The sequence below is a fragment of the Leifsonia sp. Y862 genome, assembly GCF_057669585.1.
Genome location: NZ_JBYHFR010000002.1, coordinates 705,986 through 724,476, shown reverse-complemented (window position 1 = coordinate 724,476; position 18,491 = coordinate 705,986). Strand labels below are relative to the sequence as shown.

Here is an 18,491-nt window from a genome sequence, read left to right as displayed (position 1 = left end):
GGTGCCCACGGGGCGCCCCCTCGAGATGGCACGGTACAGAACCGCCAGCAACCTAGGCTGGACGCATGCGAATTGCTGTGATCGGCGCCGGAGCGCTTGGCGGTACATTCGCCACCCTTCTCGAGCAGGCCGGCCACCAGGTCACCGTCACCGCACGTGGGGCCGGCCTGGCCGCGATCCGCGCCGACGGCATCCGTCTCACGGGCGAATACGGCGAGACGCACGGCCATCCGCTCGCCGTTGAAACGTTGACGGAGACCCCCGACCTCGCTCTGGTGTGCACGAAAGCGCAGGACGCGGCAGCGGCAATCGAGGCTAATACCGCCGCGCTCGGCACCGCACCCGTCGTCGTCGTCCAGAACGGGCTGGCCGGCGTTGCCACCGCCAAGGCGCTGCTGCCAGACTCCGACTGCTTCGGCGCCCTGGTCATCATCGCCGCAAACTACACCGAGCCCGGCGTGGTTCGTGTCACCACGGCCGCCCCGACCTACATCGGGCGCGGGACAGGGCCAGCGGATGCCGCCACCCAACACTGGGCAGGCGTGCTTTCCGCCGCCGTTCCCACCATCGCGATCGGCAATTTCGTCGGCGCGCAGTGGACGAAGCTGATCGTCAACATGCTGAACGGCATCCCGGCGATCACCGGCATGAGCGTGCAGGACGTGGTCGACAACCGCGAACTACGGCGGGTGATGACGGCCAGCATGCGAGAAGCTGTGCGGGTGGGGATGGCGAATGGCGTGCACTTCGGCTCAATCCAGTCACTCAGCGACAGGTCACTTCGAGCGTTTTCGCGTAGTCCGCTCTGGGCGGGCCAGATCGTGCCGCTCCTCATGCGCAAACGCATGGGCGACGTGCCGAACCTCGGTTCAACCCAGCAGAGCCTTCGCCGCGGCCAGCTAACCGAGATCGATTTTCTGAACGGGGCTGTCGTGCAGGAAGCTAGGCGAGCGAGCATGCAGGCACCGGTCAACGCACTGATCACCGCGATGGTGCACGAGGTTGAGCAGGCTGGGAAGTCGCTCTCCCCGACTGAGGTGGTTCGTCGGTTCGGGGCGCTCTAGGGGGCAGGCGTTGAGTGAGCGGGCGTGCGCCACAGGCATCCGCTCTCAGCAAGCAGCACGCAGAGCAGGCACTCCGACCGCACGTACTGTCAGCAGCTGTCGCGGAACAGGCGACGCGGCGAGGCGGGATCCGAATTGTCAACGAGGGCGCTGGCCAGGGCATCCGGGTTCACTTCGGCCAGGTACAGCTCGTCGGCTTCGGTCTCCGCACCGCTGTCGACGCGGATGCTGTACGCCCAGAGATCGCGAAGCTCGCGCCGGAGCATGAAGTCGCCGTCAACGATCAGCGTCGCGTCGAGTGGTGCCGTCTGCCAGGTCGGTTCGATCCAGGCGTCGCGGTCAGGGTCGAACGACTGCGTGACGAAGCTCGTGGTCACGCCCATCCGGAACGGTTCGGTCAGCACCCGGCGGAATGTCGCGTAGTCGTACCCGTAGCGATAGGTGCGCTCAGCTGATGCCCCGCCAAATCTGTCCTGCTCCTCGCGCGAGCGCTGGAAATACGTCATCGAGGCCCTGAAGACAGGGTGCTCTCGTTCCTCGAAGACCTCGGCCAGGTCATCGGCAAATGCGGTGCGACCGGAGCCTGCCGCCCCATCGACGGCGACGATGCTGCGACCCCTGCCGTAGTTGTGCAGGATCTCCGTGGACAGTGCGCGGAGGAACTCGACGCGGGGCGTGGAAACGAGCTTCATGAATCGAGCCTAGGTTAGAGATGATGAAAGGCATATCCAACCCCGCTGGCACGGCACCTTCCCCCACCGGCGACTCTGCCGCCCCCGACGCCTCCCCCATCGCACCCGGCATCATCGCCTGGTTCAGGGACAACGCGCGCGACCTCCCCTGGCGCCGTGACGGCTTCACGGCCTGGGGCACCCTGGTGAGTGAGTTCATGCTGCAGCAGACGCCGGTCAGCAGGGTCATCCCCCGACTCGAGGAATGGCTCACGCGGTGGCCGACTCCTGCGGCGCTGGCCGCCGAACCGCCGGGTGCCGCGGTGCGCGCCTGGGCGAGTCTCGGCTACCCGCGCCGCGCACTCTGGCTGCATGCTGCGGCCGTTGAGATCACCGAACGCCACGGTGGGATCGTGCCAGACGACGTCGATGACCTGCTGGCGCTGACCGGTGTCGGCGACTACACGGCCCGCGCCGTTGCCGTGTTTGCCTATGGGCACCGGCATCCGGTCGTTGACACCAATACCAGGCGGGTCATGGCCCGGGCGGTGAGCGGCCAGGCAGAGCCCGCCCCGCCGTCGCGCACCAGGGACCTCGAGATGATGAGCGCGCTGCTCCCCGCCGACCGGAATGCGGCCGCCGCATTCAACGCTGGAATCATGGAGCTCGGCGCCATCGTGTGCACCTCGAAATCGCCGGCCTGCGACGTGTGCCCCATCGCGAACAGCTGCGCGTGGCGTGCGGCCGGCTACCCCACCTACGACGGACCGCGAAAGGCCATCCAGAAGAAGTTCGAGGGCAGTGACAGGCAGGTCCGCGGCCTGATCATGGCCGAGCTCCGTTCCACCCACAGGCCTGTGACGGATGCCGAGATCGATGGACTCTGGCCAGACGACGTGCAGCGCGCCCGCGCCCTGGCCGGGCTGATCAGCGACGGACTCGCGGTCCCTGCGCCGACGGGTGGATACGTGCTCCCGCACTAGGTTCTTTCGCCCACGGTTCTGCAGCCCAAGGTTCTGCGGCATAGATTCGTCGGCACTCGGCACGAGGGCTCGTCGACATTTTGGGTCTAGCGCCCAACGCTGCGCTGCCGTCATAATCATGGCAATGCGCTGACCTTCATGGTGTGCGCAATGATCGCGCCAACCCGAAGGGCCGATGTGAACCACATTCAATGTAGAACGTGTGCACCCCAAACATCTTGTGCTGTGGCGCTTGGTGCCGATAGTCCATCCCGTGGCAACAGTGCACACCATGATGACCGTCCGCACCATGACAACCGGCCTGGTGCCCGCAATGGGTAAGGCGTGGGAAGAGGTGCTGGCCACGCTCACCGGCCTGGTCGTTCTTCTGGTCTTCGGCGGAGTCTTCATGGGGGCCAGAAGCCCCCGGATCATTTCTGCGCTGCAATTCGACGACATGCAGGCGTTCATCGTCATGGTTGCGGCGGCCACAGTATTCGTCGGCGCATCCGTCACAACCATCGCCACGGTGGTCGGCACAGCGACGAGGCGAAGGCGCTAGCCATCGCCACCGGCGCTGTCAGGTTCGAAAAAGCGGCAGGAAGCTCAGTGCCTCCTGCCGCTTGACATCGACTGTCATCGCCTTGTTACGGGGCGACGTGCTTTCCAGTCGGTGCAGAATCGTCTTCGTCGGTCTCTTCGATGGCGTCATCGTCGGAGTCGGCGTCGTCTTGGTCGTAGTCGCGCGGCTTCACGTACGGGTCGGCGTCGCCGGCGTACTGTGCGGCCTCTGCGAGCTGGCCGACCTCTGTGTCGCGCTCACGCGCTTCACGGAGGAGCTCTTCGATGAGCTTGGCGTTCTCCGGAATGGCGTCTGCAATGAACTCGATCGACGGAGTGAGTCGTGCGGTGATGTTCTTGCCCACCTCGCTGCGCATCATGCCGGTTGCAGCCTTGAGGGCTGCGGCACTGTCTGCGCGCTCTTCGTCGGTGCCGTACACCGTGTAGAAGACCGACGCGTGCTGCAGGTCGCCCGTCACCTTGACATCCGTGATGGTCACGAAGCCGAGGCGGGGATCGCGGAGGCCGCGCTCGAGCCGCTTGGCGATGATGACCTTGATGCGGTCGGCCATTTTACTGGCGCGTGCCTGGTCTACCATGTGTTCGCTCCTTCTGTTGGCGGCCGTGAGCCGCCGTTCTTAAGCTTTTCAAGCCTTTCAGCTCTTAAGCTTTTCAGCTCTTGAGCTTTTCAGCTTTTCATCCCTCCCGCCGTCTAATGACGGGAGACAATCTGCGGTTGATGTCGCAGCTCGATCCCCTGAAAAGGGAATCGGGGTAGGGGTCCCCGCTCTCTTCCCTTTTCAGGGGATCGAGCGGAGACCCGCTACCCACACACCGGAGTCATTAGACCCGCGGCTTCTCCTTCATTTCGATCGTCTCGATCTCGTCGCCGATCTGGATGTCGTTGAACTTGCCAAGGCCGATACCAGCCTCGAAGTCCGTACGAACCTCGGTGACGTCGTCCTTGAAACGACGCAGCGATTCGATGGCCAGGTTGTCTCCGACGACGATGCCGTCGCGGATGACACGAGCCTTCGCGTTGCGGGTAATCGTTCCAGAGCGCACGATGACACCGGCGATGTTTCCGAACTTGGAGGAACGGAATACCTCGCGGATTTCGGCGACACCACTCTGGACCTCTTCGTACTCCGGCTTGAGCATGCCCTTGAGGGAGTTCTCAATGTCCTCGAGTGCCGAGTAGATGACCGAGTAGAAGCGCACGTCGACACCTTCACGGGCAGCGCGTTCGCGAGCCTTCGTGTCGGGGCGAACGTTGAATCCGATGATGATGGCGTTGTCGACGGTGGCGAGGTTGACGTCGCTCTCCGTGACAGCACCGACACCGCGGTGGATGATGCGCAGCTGCACTGAGTCGTCGACCTCGATCTTGAGGAGCGACTCTTCCAGTGCTTCAACAGCACCGGAAACGTCACCCTTGATGATGAGGTTGAGCGATTCGACCTTGCCCTCTTCGAGTGCACGGGTGAAGTCTTCGAGGCTGATGCGCTTGCGGGCCTTGGCCAGCAGTGCGTTGCGCTCGGCAGCTTCACGCTTCTCAGCGATCTGGCGGGCGGTGCGGTCTTCTTCGATAACGAGGAAGGTGTCACCGGCGCGAGGAACGCTGGAGAGTCCCTGAACCTGAACCGGACGAGACGGCGTGGCTTCGAGGACGGTTGCACCGTTCTCGTCTGCCATCGCACGAACGCGACCATAAGCCGTGCCCGCGACGATTGCGTCTCCGACGCGCAGCGTTCCCGACTGGATGAGCACGGTTGCAACAGCACCGCGACCCTTGTCGAGCTTGGCTTCGATCGCGACACCACGTGCATCCTTGTTCGGGTTTGCACGCATGTCGAGGCCAGCGTCAGCGGTGAGCAACACAGCGTCGAGGAGTTCCTGGATGCCGATGTTGTTGCGAGCCGACACGTCAACGAACATGACGTCTCCACCGTATTCTTCGGCGACGAGGCCGAATTCGGTGAGCTGCTGGCGAACCTTCTGCGGGTTGGCGTCTGCCTTGTCGATCTTGTTCACTGCAACCACGATCGGCACGTTGGCGGCCTGTGCGTGGTTGAGCGCTTCAATCGTCTGCGGCATGATGCCGTCGTCTGCTGCGACCACGAGGATCGCAATGTCGGTCACCTGCGCACCACGAGCACGCATGGCGGTGAACGCCTCGTGACCAGGGGTGTCAATGAAGGTGATCGGACGTTCGACGCCCTCGTGCTCAGCAACGACCTGGTACGCACCGATGTGCTGCGTGATGCCGCCGGCTTCGCCTTCGACAACCTTCGAGTTGCGGATGGCGTCGAGCAGGCGAGTCTTACCGTGGTCGACGTGACCCATGACGGTCACGACGGGCGGACGAGGCTCAAGCTGTTCGTCAGTCTCTTCAGCCAGTTCTTCATCGAGGTCGATGTCGAAGGTGAGGAGCAGTTCGCGGTCTTCGTCTTCCGGCGAGACCATCTGGATCTTGTAGCCCAGCTCTTCACCGAGCACGCCGAAGGTCGCCTCATCGAGGGACTCTGTCGCCGTTGCCATCTCACCGAGGTGGAACAGCACGGTAACGAGGTTTCCGGGGCTGGCGTCAATCTTGTCGGCGAAGTCCGTGATGGATGCTCCGCGACGCAGACGAACAACGGTGCCGCCATCGCCGCGGGGTACGCTCACGCCACCCAGCGACGGAGCTTCGCGAAGCTCGAATTCAGCCCTCTTCGTACGCTTTGACTTGCGAGCCTTGCTCTTGCCGCCACCGCGACCGAATGCACCAGCGGTTCCACCACCGGGTCCACGACCACGGCCACCGCCGCCACCGCCACCGGCCGGACGCGGAGCGCCGAAACCGGGGGTTGCGCCGGGGGTTGCACCCGGACGGGAGAAGCCTGGACGCGCTGCGCCACCTGCTCCAGGAGCGCCACCGGGGCGCTGGAAGCCACCCGGACGCTGGCCGAAGCCGGTCGGGCGCTGGCCCTGGCCTGGTCCACCCGGACGCGGTGCGCCCGGACGGGGTGCTGCTGGGCGTGGGATGTTGCTCGGGGTCGGCGTCGGACGCTGACCCATGCCCTGTGCGCTGGCGAACGGGTTGTTACCCGGACGAGCAGCTGGGCGCTGGCCCATGCCCTGGTTGCTGGCGAACGGGTTGTTACCCGGACGAGCAGACGGGGGCTTCGGGATGCTGCCGCCAGGCTTTGCAGCCGGCGTCGCAGACTTGCCTGCAGGTGCGGCCGGAGCCGCGCCTTCCGGCGCCTCGGTAGCCGCAGCCTTGTCGGCAGCGGCGGCCTTCTCTGCAGCCGCAGCCTTCTCCTCAGCCTGCGCCTGGCGCTCTGCGACAGTCAGCGGGGCTGCGGGAGTGGGAACCTCAACCGCGGGAGCAGCATCGGCAGGTGCCGGTGCTTCTTCAACGGGTGTAGGTGCCGGCTTGGCCGACGGACGAGCACCTGGCTTGACGCCGGTGCTCGGCTTCTTGGGGCCTGGCGTTGCCGCCGGGGCCGCAGGAGTCGCTGCATCAGCGGCAGGAGCCGCTGTGCCCGTTACTCCGTCGGCCTCGAGCGCGGCACGAAGGCGCCGGGCAACGGGAGGCTCAACACTGGAGGACGGTCCCTTGACGAACTCGCCCATCTCTTTCAATTTTGCAAGGGCTACCTTGCTGTCAACTCCGAGGTCGCTTGCGATCTCGTGGACGCGTGGTTTTGCAGCCACAATTCTCCTGTTCCGGGCCTGCACCCGGAAAGGGGCAGACCGTTAGTAACGGACGGGTCTCATTTCGAGCCGCTCATTAGTTATCCATTAGCCAATTCAGCCTGTTCTCTAGGTGTCTCGCGTCCAGGGATCTGGTCACGCGAAGGGCACGCCCGAAAGCGCGTCGCCTTACGGCCTCCTGAAAGCACGACATCGTCGGATGCAGCCACGCACCACGCCCAGGGAGTGTGGCGGTTTCATCCACCACAAGCTCTGATTCCCGGGCAACGACCCTCAATAGCGAGGAGCGAGGTGCGCGCAGACGGCATCCAATGCACGTTCTAACGGCTTCCATCGTACCCCCTATTCGGCATCCTCCAGAATGCTGTCAGGTTGGATGTCAATTTTGGCACCGGTCAGCTTGGCCGCGAGGCGGGCATTCTGGCCTTCCTTGCCGATGGCGAGCGACAGCTGGTAGTCGGGCACGAGTGCCCTGACCGCCTTGATCGACTCGTCGATGACATAGGCGCTCGTCACCTTGGCCGGCGACAATGCGCTGGCCACGAAGGTCGCGAGATCGGCGGAGAAATCGACGATGTCGATCTTCTCGTTGTTCAGTTCAGTGGTGACCGCGCGAACACGCTGTCCCAGCTCACCGATGCATGCGCCCTTGGCATTGACGCCAGGCTCTGTGGCGCGCACAGCGATCTTGGTGCGGTGCCCGGCTTCCCTGGCAAGGGACACGATCTCGACAACGCCGTTGGCAATCTCCGGCACCTCGAGCGCAAAAAGCTTGCGCACGAGCGACGGGTGCGTGCGCGACACGGTGATCTGCGGACCCTTCAGTCCCCTGCTCACGCTTGTCACGTACACGCGGATGCGCTGGCCGTGCTCGTAGCTCTCGCCAGGAACCTGCTCTTCGGGGGGCAGGATCGCTTCGACGGTACCGAGGTCAACGTGAATCATGCGAGGGTTCGGGCCCTGCTGGATCACGCCGGCGATGATGTCGCCTTCGCGGCTCTTGAATTCGCCGAGTACTGCGTCGTCAGCCAGATCGCGCAAGCGCTGGTTGATGACCTGCTTTGCGGCGAATGCCGCAATGCGACCAAAGTCGCTGGGGTCGTCGACGGCTTCGCCGATGACGTTTCCCTCTTCGTCGTGCTCTGGAACGTAAATCGATACGTGTCCGGTCTTGCGGTCGAGTTCGACGCGCGCACCCGGTTCTTCGCTCACTGCCTGCTTCATGTGCTCACCCGGGTGGATGTGCTTGAGGTATGCGGTCAGGATGGCTTGTTCAATGATCTGCGCGAGCTCCTCAAATGGGATCTCTTTCTCGCGCTCCATAAGCCGCAACATACTGAGGTCGATGTCCATGGCCGGCCTCCTCTATTCAAATTGTGCCGCCGCGAAACTGCGCGGGGGGCTTCTCTCTACGGTACCGGATTCTTGAGGGGGTCGTCACCCACAGGCGGCTGTCTGCGGCACTCTCGGGCGATTCTCTGGCGGTTCGTGTGGCGTATTGCGCCTGACTGCCCGACGCCATAAAGTGATATCACTTTACTTACACGACGAGCGGAGCACGATGAGCATCTTGAGCGACACCCCCGCGGTCGAGACGGTCCCGGTGGGCCACGACGGCGTGCGCGTCGAGATCGAGGAACGCCGCGCCGCGTCGGTGCCGGGCGGCGTGGGACTTCTCGCCGCGCTCGCCGCGCTCGCCATCGGGATTGGGCTCCTTGTCATCGGCAACGAGTCGGGCTTGCTGGTCGTACTGGCCCTCATCTTCCTGGCCGCGTTCGTGGTGCTGTTGTCATCCCTGATCATTGTGCAACCGGGGCAGACCAAGGTTGTGCAATTCTTCGGGCGCTATATCGGAACAGTGCGCCAGCCCGGAATGTCGTTGGTGGTGCCGTTCTCGAACCGCCACAGCGTCAGTGTGCGGGTACGCAACTTCGAGACGAATCTCCTGAAGGTCAACGACGCCGACGGCAGCCCCGTCGAAATCGCCGCGATCGTTGTCTGGCAGGTTGCCGACACATCGAAGGCTACTTATGCAGTCGACAACTACGTAGATTTCGTGTCGGTCCAGGCCGAGTCAGCGTTGCGCCACACGGCGACGACGCACCCGTACGACGGAACAGAAAGCGGCGGCACCTCGCTCCGCGGCTCAACCGATCAGGTTGCCAAAGAACTGGCATTCGAGGTCGCAGAACGCATCTCACTCGCCGGTGTCGAAATCGTCGAAGTGCGCATCAGTCACCTCGCCTACGCGCCAGAAGTGGCACAGGCAATGCTCCGCCGCCAACAGGCCAATGCCGTCGTCGCCGCGCGTACCCGCATCGTGGAGGGCGCCGTCGGCATGGTCGAACTGGCGCTGAACAAGTTGAGTGAAAACAACATCGTCGAGTTAGACGACGAGCGAAAGGCCGCGATGGTCAGCAACCTTATGGTCGTGCTCTGCAGCGACCAGCCCGCCTCCCCCATCGTGAACACCGGGACGTTGTACTAACTGTGACCCGAGAGCGTAAGCAACTCCTGCTGCGCATCGACCCGGCACTCCACGACGCGCTGGCCCGGTGGGCGGCTGATGACCTGCACAGCGTCAACGCGCAGATTGAGATGATCCTGCGTCAGGCGCTCGTGAGGGCGGGCCGCGCACCGTCGAACCTCAGCCCACCGAATCCGCGGGGGCGTCCGCGAAAGGATCAGCCCGACCCGTAAGTGGGGCTGCCCACATCGCGGGCCCCCAACAGGCCCAGGCGGTGCGTAGAGGCGCGCTGGCCGGGCTACCCTTAGGACGTGAAGGACAAATCGGTGCGCAGATCCGCGAAGGCGGCGAAAGCAGCGACGAAAGCCGTAGCCAGGCGCGCCGAACAGCGAACACCGATGAGAGTCCTGACGCGTGCCGGGATTGCAACCATCGGCCTCCTGCACATCATGATCGGCTCAATCTCTCTCGGCATAGCGACGGGTGCAACGAGCGGTGAGGCAGATCAGTCGGGTGCGCTCAGGCAGATTTCGGCCATCCCTGGTGGCGTGGTGCTGCTCTGGGCCGTCATGGTCGGCATGCTGGCGCTCTGCGCTTGGGAGATCCTCACTGCACTGCTGGCTACCAAGCAGTCCGTGCTCCGCCGCTGGGGTTTCCGCGTCGTTGAGCTCGGCAAGGGCGTCGGCTATCTGGTCATCGCCGCAACAGCCTTCACGTTCGCCAGGGGCGAGTCGACGAGCACTGCGGAGATCATCAGGAAGACGAGTACCCGACTGCTTGACCTCCCCGGCGGCGGCGTCATCATCGTCATCGTCGGCCTGATCGTGATCGCGACCGGAGTTTCTTTCGCGGTCAGCGGCGTCACCGCTCGTTTCAGTTCCGCCATTCGGGTGCCAGATGGCGTGGGCGGCATTGCGACGATGGTGCTCGGAATCCTCGGCTACACGACAAAGGGCCTTGCCCTCTGCCTCGTCGGTGTCGTCTTCGTGCTGGCACCGTTCACCACCGACCGGGATCGCGTCAGCGGAATGGATGGCGCATTCAAAGCGCTCCTTGAGCTTCCCTTCGGCGACACGACGCTGGCCGTCATCGGCGCCGGCCTGATCGCATACGGCATCTTCTTCGTGCTGCGCGCCCGGCTGGTTCGACTCTAACGTCGCGCAAAAAACCGCAGGTGCGGACGGCATTCTTTCGAATACCGACCACGCCTGCGGTTCTGTTGGTGCGAGGTTCCGCTTAGCCGAGGCGTGCGGCGACGTCTGCGATGGCCACCTGTTCGCGCTCGCCCGTCCTGCGGTCCCAGAACTCGACGATTCCGTCGGCAGCACCGCGTCCGACAATCACCAGGTTCGGGATGCCGATCAGTTCTGCGTCACCGAACTTCACGCCGGGCGATACCTTGCGACGGTCGTCGTAGAGCACGTCGCGGCCGGTGGCCTCGATTGCGGCGACAACGGTCTCAGAGGTCTCGAAGACGATCTCGTCACGCCCGGTAGCGATGACCTGCACGTCGAACGGCGACACCGACTCTGGCCAGATCAGGCCCTTCTCGTCGTTGTTCAGCTCGGCGATGATCGCGAGGATGCGGGTCACACCGATGCCGTACGAACCCATCGTGACGGTGACGAGCTTGCCGTTCTCATCGAGCACCTTGAGGCCGAGCGCCTCTGCGTACTTGCGTCCGAGCTGGAAGACGTGGCCGATCTCCATACCGCGGGCGATCTCCACCGGGCCTGAACCATCGGGAGCAGGGTCGCCTGCGCGTACTTCTGCTGCCTCAACGGTGCCATCTGCCTGGAAGTCACGACCGGCGACGAGGCCGAAGACGTGCTTGCCTGCTTCGTTGGCTCCGGTGATCCACTCTGTGCCATCGACAACGCGGGGGTCGACCAGGAAACGGATGCCGGTGCTCGACTTCTCGCCGAGCACGGCGCCTGCCGGTGACCACGGGCCGATGTAGCCCTTCACCAGGCCAGGGTTGCCCTCGAGCTTGTCGAGGCGCGCGAAGTCGGCTTCGGTTGCCGCTTCGGCTTCTGCCGGAGCGAAGGCGACCTCGACACGCTTGAGGTCGACGTCGCGGTCACCAGGGATACCGATGATCACGAGTTCGCGGGTGCCATCCGGCTGCACGAGCGCGAGAACGACGTTCTTCAGCGTGTCGGCTGCGGTCCACTCCCTGCCATCTGGGCGCGGGTGGTTCGCGTTGGCGCTGTCGACCAGCGTCTGGATGGTCGGGGTGTCTGGCGTGTCGAAGATCTCCGCTGCCGGCAGGCCGTCCCAGCTGCGTGCGGGAGGGGCCAGCGTCGTGAATGCCTCGACGTTGGCGGCGTATCCGCCGGCCGAACGCACGAAGCTGTCCTCGCCGACGACGGTCGGGTGCAGGAACTCTTCGCTCTTCGAGCCACCCATGGCACCGGCATCCGCTTTGACGATCACGTATTCGAGGCCGAGGCGGGTGAAGATGCGCTCGTAGGCGTCGCGCTGGGCCTGGTAGCTGGCGTCGAGGCCGGCATCTGTGTAGTCGAAGGAGTATGCGTCCTTCATGGTGAACTCGCGGCCACGCAGCAGACCGGCACGGGGTCGTGCTTCGTCGCGGTACTTGTCCTGGATCTGATAGATCGACAGGGGAAGGTCTTTGTAGCTGTTGTACAGGTCCTTCACGAGGAGCGTAAAGACCTCTTCGTGGGTGGGGGCCAGCAGCAGGTCGGAGCCCTTGCGGTCCTGCAGGCGGAACAGACCGTCGCCGTATTCATCCCAGCGGCCGGTGACCTCGTACGGCTCGCGCGGCAAGAGCGCAGGGAAGTGCACTTCGTGCGCGCCGGCGTTGGCCATCTCTTCGCGAACGATCGCCTCGATCTTGCCCTTCACCCGCAGGCCAAGCGGGAGCCAGGCGAAAATACCTGGCGCCTGGCGGCGGATGTAGCCGGCCCGCACGAGCAGGCGGTGGCTGGTCACCTCTGCATCAGAGGGGTCTTCGCGAAGGGTTCGGAGGAAATAGTTGGAGAGGCGTGTAGGCACGCCTTCTACTTTAGCTTCCCCGCTGCGCGGCCCCGGCTGGATGACCGTGATGGACTCACGGCGGGCTCGCAATGAGCCATGGCCCAGACGTGCGCGAGTCCGGTCGGCTGTGTACCGGCCGACCGGACCCGCGGTCATTCAGCGCTTGCTCAGCACAGACTCGGTGCTGGCTCAGCACTCGCTCATCGGAGCTGCTTGCTCCCCCAGTAATCGAGGTCGTCAACCGAGATCTGCGGTGACGGAGCAACCCGGCTGCCGTCTTCGAAGAACCCGGTCTTGGTGAGCGCGAGCGTCATCACGGCGTGCGCTGCCGCATCGCCGAGCTCGTTCAATGCCGCGGTGCTCAGGTTCGTGATGTCGTCACAGGCCTGGTGATAGCAGGGGTCAAGTGGCGCTCCCGCTGTTCCACCGAACACTGCGGCTTGCTCCTCGGTCTTCAACTCCTCTGCTCCGCTGAAGAGTCCGCCGGCCGGGATGCCCGCAGCGATGAACGGCCCGTAGTCTGAGCGGCCGTCAAAAGCTGTCGGGGCACTCGCCAGTCCCACCTTGGCGAAGTAGTCGTTGAAGATGGCTTCGATCTGCGCGGATCCGGGAGGGCCTGACAGACCATCGGGATCTGCGGAGCCATCACCGTCGTAGACGAAGCGCACATAGTTGGTCGACCCGAGCATGTCGAAGTTCAGATTCGCGTAGATCTCGGCCAACTGGTCATCGGTGAGGGTGTCGACGTAATGCGTGGATCCAAGCAGGCCGGATTCCTCGGCTCCCCAGAACGCGTACCGCATTTGTTGCTGCGGCTTAATGTTCTGCTTCGCCATCTGGATCGCGGTCTCCAACGTCACGCTGGTACCGCTGCCGTTGTCGTTGATTCCTGCCCCTGCAAGTACGGAGTCAAGGTGAGCACCCACAACGACCACCCTGTCGGGGGTGACCTCTGGAGTGGAGCCGCCGCCGTTGCCGTGGTTGCCCTTCTTGCCCTTGTCTTTGCCCTTACCCTTGTCGTTCTTGTCATTCTTGGCCTTCGGGGCGTCGGCCAGGATGTTCGTGGTGGTGCGTGTCTCTGCGATGACCTCGGCGTGCACGGCCACGGTGACCGGCCCGACCAGTGATGCCTCATACAGCGCAGCGCCATCCGCGTAGCTCAGGCCAACCACCGGGATGGCCACCGGCCCACCGAGCGTCACGCCGGTGAGCAGATCGGTTCGCCCAGGGTTGCCTTCGTTGAAGACCACTGCGGCGTCGTACCCAGCTTCGATCGCGGCGGCGACCTTCTCGGCAAACGTGCATGTTCCGCGCTGGATCAGTGCGACCTGCGGCTCCGTCGCTGATGCGGGCACGTAGTCGGTGACCAGGCATCCTGAGGCCGAACTTGGCACCTCTGTGGCAGGGATCACGACGTTCGTCGTTGGCACGATTGCGCCGACGACATCGCCGCTCCCCGAGTATTCCAGTGTCGCGGTTTCATAGTCGGTCGGAGTAGGTGACACCTGGCTCAGCGTGGCAGGGGTGACCTCCTCGTAGTACGGGAAGTCGAACTTCTGCTCCGTCACCTTGTAGCCGGCGCGGGTCAGCTGGCTCTTCACATATGCCGCTGATGCCTCATAGCCGGGAGTGCCGGAGGCCCTGGTGCCTCCGTTGTTGTTCGCAATCCGCTGCAGCGCTCTTTCATGCTGCAGGATGCCATTCACCGTCACTGCCTTCAGCAGCTTGTCGGTATTGATGTCGTCGACAGCCACCGCCGTCGTCGCCGGGACTATGACGGCCGCGATGACCAGCCCGGTGAGAACAATTGCTCTACCTCGCACGATTTCCTCCGATCGGCCCTGCGGGGGCCGTTTCACCTGAGGAGAGCGCCCCGGCCGGGGCGCTCTTCCACTGGGGAGAGTGCCCCCGACCGGGGACTTTGGTTCTCGCCGTTATCGGATCGTTATCGAAACTGTGAAAACGCTGGGAGCCATGCGGAGGCGGGGTGAAATCGGACTGGCGCGCTAGTTCGAGCCGACAGTGTTAGTTCGAGCCGACGGTGACGACGGGCTGACCGACGCTCGTGTCGCTGGCGGGCATCTCGGCTGCCAGGCGGTTCGCCTCTTCGATCAGCGTCGCAACGATTTCCGCTTCAGGAACAGTCTTGATGACCTGCCCCTTCACGAAGATCTGGCCCTTGCCATTACCGGATGCCACACCGAGGTCTGCTTCGCGCGCCTCGCCTGGTCCGTTCACAACGCAACCCATCACGGCAACGCGCAGCGGTACCGTCATGCCTTCAAGACCATCCGTCACGTCGTTGGCAAGCTTGTAGACGTCAACCTGGGCACGACCACAGCTCGGGCACGACACGATTTCGAGCTTGCGCTCACGCAGGTTCAGCGACTGCAGGATCTGCAGGCCGACCTTGATCTCCTCGACCGGCGGTGCGGACAGCGAGACGCGGATGGTATCGCCGATGCCTTCTGACAGAAGGATGCCGAACGCCGTTGCGCTCTTGATGGTGCCCTGGAACGACGGTCCGGCCTCTGTAACGCCGAGGTGCAACGGCCAGTCACCGCGCTCGGCGAGCAGGCGGTATGCCTTCACCATGATGATCGGGTCGTTGTGCTTGACCGAGATCTTGAAATCGTGGAAATCGTGCTCTTCGAACAGGCTGGCTTCCCAGACGGCACTCTCGACGAGCGCCTCAGGGGTGGCCTTGCCGTACTTCTGCAGCAGGCTCGGCTCGAGCGAACCGGCGTTGACGCCGATACGAATCGAGACGCCAGCGGCTTTGGCCGCTGCCGCGATCTTGCCAACCTGGTCGTCGAACTTGCGGATATTGCCCGGGTTCACGCGCACGGCAGCACAACCGGCGTCGATCGCCGCGAACACGTAGTTCGGCTGGAAGTGAATGTCGGCGATCACGGGGATCTGGCTCTTCTTCGCGATGATCGGAAGAGCTTCAGCGTCGTCACGGCTTGGCACTGCGACGCGAACGATGTCGCATCCGGATGCGGTCAGCTCGGCGATCTGTTGCAGGGTCGCGTTGATGTTCGGGGTCGGGGTCGTCGTCATCGATTGGACGCTGACTGGCGCGTCACCGCCGACAAGGACCTTACCGACTTTGATCTGACGGGTCTTACGTCTGGGAGCGAGTACCTCAGGTACTTTGGGCATCCCTAAGTTGATTGCAGCCACGGAACCTAGCTTACGCGTGTGCACAGCTGGCATCCTGAACGCGCGCAAAGCGCACGAGCGTCCGGGCTCGTTAGGACACGGGCTCACGCAGATGGATCCAGTTCGTCGGCACCGCTGTAAACACGTGCAACGTGCTCGGCCAATGCGGCTACGAACATGTCCGGATATTCCAGGTGCGGCGAATGGCCGCACTCGGCGAACTCGATTTCTGTCACCTCTCCCCCGGCTGCTCGATAGCCGTCAAGCACGGCGCGCGTCTGGGTGATCATGGGCTGTGCCGGCGCGACATCCGCTCCCGGCCAGCCGGGGATGACGCCCAACTGCCCCAGGGAGTTGAGGTCGAAGACGGAATTGTCGCTCACGATGACGTCGTCTGTGCCATGCACCCACAGGATGGCTGGTTTGTCGTCGAGTCCGACGATCCCACTGGCATCGAAATACTGCGGCGCCATCGTGTTCAGCACGCCGAGCGTTCCTGGAGCGAAGCCGGGCCAGTGCGCCGATGGCACAGAATCGCCCGGGTAATTTGCGGGTCCGGTTGCCGTCGTCAGCATCGATTCAACCCAGATGTCGTCGTACTCAGAGGAGAACGGTGGCTTCACGTACGCGGTCTGATACACGGCCAACGGTGATGTCGCCGAATCCGCTGTCCGGTCACCGGCTTCCAGCCTGGCCACGAACTCGGGGTTCGCGCCGCCCGCCCCTGTTCCGGCGTCGTCGTCGGTCAGCCGAGTGCCGGACGTCCCGGTTGTTCCGCCGAATCCATAGGGAGACACCGGCGCCTGCAGCGTCACAGATTCCACACGACCAGGGTGCTCCAACAGGAACTGCAGGACAACGCCGCCACCCATGCTCCAGCCGACCAGGTGCGCGCGCGCAATCCCGAGCTCGTCGAGCACAGCCAGGACGTCGTTGGAAAAGTCTCCCAGTCCGCGAGTTGCGTCAACGGGCAGGGTCTCGCTCGCGCCGAAGCCGCGCAGGTCGATGGCGAGAGCGCGGATGTCAGCGGGAAGCGTCAGCATGACCTGCTGCCAGAACAAAGCGGATGAGACGTTCCCGTGGATGAATACCAGGGTGGACGCAGGTTCAAGCGGGGAGCTGCTCGCTCGTTCAAGCACCCCGGCGCTCAGCCGGGACGTCGGCACGATGAGCTGGGTGATGCCGTCGAGAATCGTCTTCCTCATGGCGCGTGAACCTTTCTGACTGTGTCGGGTTGGGATAACTGGGCAGTGAGAACGGATGCCACGGCATCCGCTCCCGCCCTTGTCATGATGATGCTGTAATGATTTGTGTCATCAACGGTGTGCATGCCGATACCGGGTAGCTGTGCAGCGAACGCGTCGAAGTCCGCAGCGCTGTACAAGCCGCTGGGTTCATCCATCAATCCCCGCGGCGAGCGCAGGAAATCGACCATGGGTCGCAGGGACCGAAGAGCCTCCGCATATCCGTCAGAGCCGTCGAGCTGCATGACGTCCTCTGCCATGGCGGCAACCCTGGTTGACGGGTGCAGTTCCGGCTCATCGCCGTCCAGATCGTAGTCGCTGTATGCCTCAACTTCGGGCGACCAGATATCAGCGAACGCCGGGTGTGCGCGCCAAAACTGCCTGTATGCCTCACGGCTCACAAATGTTCGGGTCAGACGTTCGGCGGCGGGCCCCAGCATCGCCGTTGGATCGACACCAGCTGGCCTGGGAATCGGCAAGCCACCGTCAACCAGAACGAGTGCCTGGGCCAGGCCCGGATACAGGTCAGCACATCGAACAGCGACGAAAGCACCCATCGAGTGCCCGACAACGCGGACACGCGGCACGTCGATGGCGGCCAGTAACGCCGCAATGTCCCTCGCGTGCTGCCGCAGGCCATACGGGCCTGATAGCCCGTTGCTGCGTCCGCGACCGCGGAGGTCTGGCGCGATGATGCGGGCGCCAGGCAGCGCCTCGGAGAGGAATTGCCAGGCCATGTGGGAGGCGGTGATGCCGTGGATGGCGAGGATCGGCAGCTCATCAGCGCCGAGCCCGCTGAGCCCGCCGGCAATGGCGCCTCCCGGCTCCCAGATTGCGCCGGACAGCATCCCGCCATCGATCGGCACCCTAAACGGTGAGCGAGTGCTCATCTGGCACTCCACCCGCCATCCATCATGTGACTGGCGCCCGTGATCATCCCGGCATCCGGTCCTGCGAGGAAGAGCGCGAGACGTGCCACCTCCTCGGGTTCGACGAGGCGTTTGACCACACTTTCAGTGAGCATCACGGTGGACACGACGTCTGCCTCCGAAATGCCGTGCAGTCGCGCCTGCGCCGGCAGCTGGGCCTCGATCAGGGGCGTACGCACGTACGTCGGATTGATGCAGTTGCTGGTCACCCCGTGAGGCCCACCCTCAAGCGCTGTCACCTTGGAGAGGCCTTCCAGCCCATGCTTGGCCGCGACATAGGCAGATTTGAACGCCGATGCGCGCACACCGTGAACACTGGACACGTTGATGACCCGGCCGAAGCCCTGCCGGTACATGTGCGGAAGCGCCGCGCGAATCAGCAGGAACGGCGCCTCAAGCATCACGGTCAGCATGAAGGAGAATGTGGTTGGGTCGAAGTCCTCGATCGGGCTGACGTGCTGCATCCCGGCGTTGTTCACCAGGATGTCGCAGTCGAGAGTGAGGGATGCCAGCGCCTCCGTATCTGACAGGTCGACCTGCCACGCACGTGCGCCGAGTTCATCGGCCAGGGCGCTCGCTCCGTCGCCGTTCACGTCGGCAATCGTGACCATCGCACCCGCTTCGGCAAACCGTCTCGCAATCGCGGCCCCAATGCCGCTGGCTCCCCCGGTGATGAGTGCGGACCGGCCATTCAGGTCTGTCATGGTGTGCAGCCTTCCCCGCCGAGTG

17 protein-coding genes are annotated in these 18,491 nt (G+C 64.0%); 6 read left to right on the top strand and 11 right to left on the bottom strand.

Annotation, left to right across the window (positions count from 1 at the left end):
* Nucleotides 1–65 precede the first annotated feature (65 nt).
* Nucleotides 66–1,064 carry a ketopantoate reductase family protein gene (locus AC25Z0_RS13390; RefSeq protein WP_488133516.1) on the top strand — a complete coding sequence of 333 codons (999 nt, stop codon included), beginning with the start codon at nt 66–68 and terminating at the stop codon, nt 1,062–1,064.
* An 89-nt stretch (nt 1,065–1,153) separates the two neighbouring features.
* On the opposite strand, the gene AC25Z0_RS13385 is transcribed toward AC25Z0_RS13390, so the two are convergent.
* Complete coding sequence (locus AC25Z0_RS13385) at nt 1,154–1,756, bottom strand: nucleoside/nucleotide kinase family protein (protein WP_488133515.1); 603 nt, start codon at nt 1,754–1,756, stop codon at nt 1,154–1,156.
* Between the two features lie 20 nt (nt 1,757–1,776).
* Here AC25Z0_RS13385 and AC25Z0_RS13380 point away from each other — a divergent pair, with 20 nt between their 5' ends.
* Entirely contained in the window at nt 1,777–2,718 is a 942-nt protein-coding gene (locus AC25Z0_RS13380; RefSeq protein WP_488133514.1) for an HhH-GPD family protein, read from the top strand.
* Between the two features lie 253 nt (nt 2,719–2,971).
* The gene (locus AC25Z0_RS13375; RefSeq protein WP_488133513.1) at nt 2,972–3,259 is read left to right on the top strand and encodes a hypothetical protein; all 288 of its coding nucleotides are present in this window, start codon (nt 2,972–2,974) and stop codon (nt 3,257–3,259) included.
* Nucleotides 3,260–3,344: 85 nt separating this feature from the next.
* Here AC25Z0_RS13375 and rbfA read toward each other — a convergent pair whose 3' ends face one another.
* From rbfA to nusA, 4 genes are all read right to left on the bottom strand, one after another.
* Complete coding sequence (gene rbfA / locus AC25Z0_RS13370) at nt 3,345–3,857, bottom strand: 30S ribosome-binding factor RbfA (protein WP_488120143.1); 513 nt, start codon at nt 3,855–3,857, stop codon at nt 3,345–3,347.
* Nucleotides 3,858–4,101: 244 nt separating this feature from the next.
* Nucleotides 4,102–6,957: a translation initiation factor IF-2 gene (infB, locus tag AC25Z0_RS13365; protein ID WP_488120142.1), complete on the bottom strand. Its 2,856-nt coding sequence runs from the start codon at nt 6,955–6,957 to the stop codon at nt 4,102–4,104.
* A gap of 76 nt (nt 6,958–7,033) precedes the next feature.
* Entirely contained in the window at nt 7,034–7,291 is a 258-nt protein-coding gene (locus tag AC25Z0_RS13360; RefSeq protein ID WP_488120141.1) for a YlxR family protein, read from the bottom strand.
* Nucleotides 7,292–7,299: 8 nt separating this feature from the next.
* Complete coding sequence (gene nusA / locus AC25Z0_RS13355) at nt 7,300–8,310, bottom strand: transcription termination factor NusA (RefSeq protein WP_488120140.1); 1,011 nt, start codon at nt 8,308–8,310, stop codon at nt 7,300–7,302.
* A 208-nt stretch (nt 8,311–8,518) separates the two neighbouring features.
* On the opposite strand from nusA, the gene AC25Z0_RS13350 reads away from it, so the two are divergent.
* The 3 genes from AC25Z0_RS13350 to AC25Z0_RS13340 all read left to right on the top strand — a co-directional run bounded on the left by AC25Z0_RS13350 (nt 8,519) and on the right by AC25Z0_RS13340 (nt 10,578).
* On the top strand, nt 8,519–9,445 hold the full coding sequence (locus AC25Z0_RS13350; RefSeq protein WP_488133512.1) for an SPFH domain-containing protein: 927 nt from the start codon (nt 8,519–8,521) through the stop codon (nt 9,443–9,445).
* A gap of 2 nt (nt 9,446–9,447) precedes the next feature.
* Nucleotides 9,448–9,657 (top strand): type II toxin-antitoxin system antitoxin, encoded by a 210-nt coding sequence (locus AC25Z0_RS13345; protein ID WP_488133511.1) that lies wholly within the window; start codon nt 9,448–9,450, stop codon nt 9,655–9,657.
* Between the two features lie 165 nt (nt 9,658–9,822).
* Nucleotides 9,823–10,578 carry a DUF1206 domain-containing protein gene (locus AC25Z0_RS13340; RefSeq protein ID WP_488133510.1) on the top strand — a complete coding sequence of 252 codons (756 nt, stop codon included), beginning with the start codon at nt 9,823–9,825 and terminating at the stop codon, nt 10,576–10,578.
* Between the two features lie 82 nt (nt 10,579–10,660).
* Here the strand turns inward: AC25Z0_RS13340 and AC25Z0_RS13335 are convergent, their stop codons facing one another.
* The 6 genes from AC25Z0_RS13335 to AC25Z0_RS13310 all read right to left on the bottom strand — a co-directional run bounded on the left by AC25Z0_RS13335 (nt 10,661) and on the right by AC25Z0_RS13310 (nt 18,466).
* Nucleotides 10,661–12,442 (bottom strand): proline--tRNA ligase, encoded by a 1,782-nt coding sequence (locus tag AC25Z0_RS13335; protein WP_488133509.1) that lies wholly within the window; start codon nt 12,440–12,442, stop codon nt 10,661–10,663.
* Between the two features lie 182 nt (nt 12,443–12,624).
* The gene (locus AC25Z0_RS13330) at nt 12,625–14,247 is read right to left on the bottom strand and encodes a M28 family peptidase (RefSeq protein WP_488120136.1); all 1,623 of its coding nucleotides are present in this window, start codon (nt 14,245–14,247) and stop codon (nt 12,625–12,627) included.
* Nucleotides 14,248–14,449: 202 nt separating this feature from the next.
* Nucleotides 14,450–15,610: a flavodoxin-dependent (E)-4-hydroxy-3-methylbut-2-enyl-diphosphate synthase gene (gene ispG / locus AC25Z0_RS13325; protein WP_488120135.1), complete on the bottom strand. Its 1,161-nt coding sequence runs from the start codon at nt 15,608–15,610 to the stop codon at nt 14,450–14,452.
* An 83-nt stretch (nt 15,611–15,693) separates the two neighbouring features.
* Nucleotides 15,694–16,794, bottom strand: coding sequence for an alpha/beta fold hydrolase (locus AC25Z0_RS13320; RefSeq protein ID WP_488133508.1), 1,101 nt, complete (start codon nt 16,792–16,794; stop codon nt 15,694–15,696).
* Complete coding sequence (locus AC25Z0_RS13315) at nt 16,791–17,723, bottom strand: alpha/beta fold hydrolase (RefSeq protein WP_488120133.1); 933 nt, start codon at nt 17,721–17,723, stop codon at nt 16,791–16,793. Before AC25Z0_RS13315 ends, AC25Z0_RS13320 begins: the two co-directional genes overlap by 4 nt.
* Nucleotides 17,720–18,466 (bottom strand): 3-hydroxybutyrate dehydrogenase, encoded by a 747-nt coding sequence (locus tag AC25Z0_RS13310; RefSeq protein WP_488133507.1) that lies wholly within the window; start codon nt 18,464–18,466, stop codon nt 17,720–17,722. The genes AC25Z0_RS13315 and AC25Z0_RS13310 overlap by 4 nt, the downstream gene beginning before the upstream one ends.
* Between the last annotated feature and the right edge of the window lie 25 nt (nt 18,467–18,491).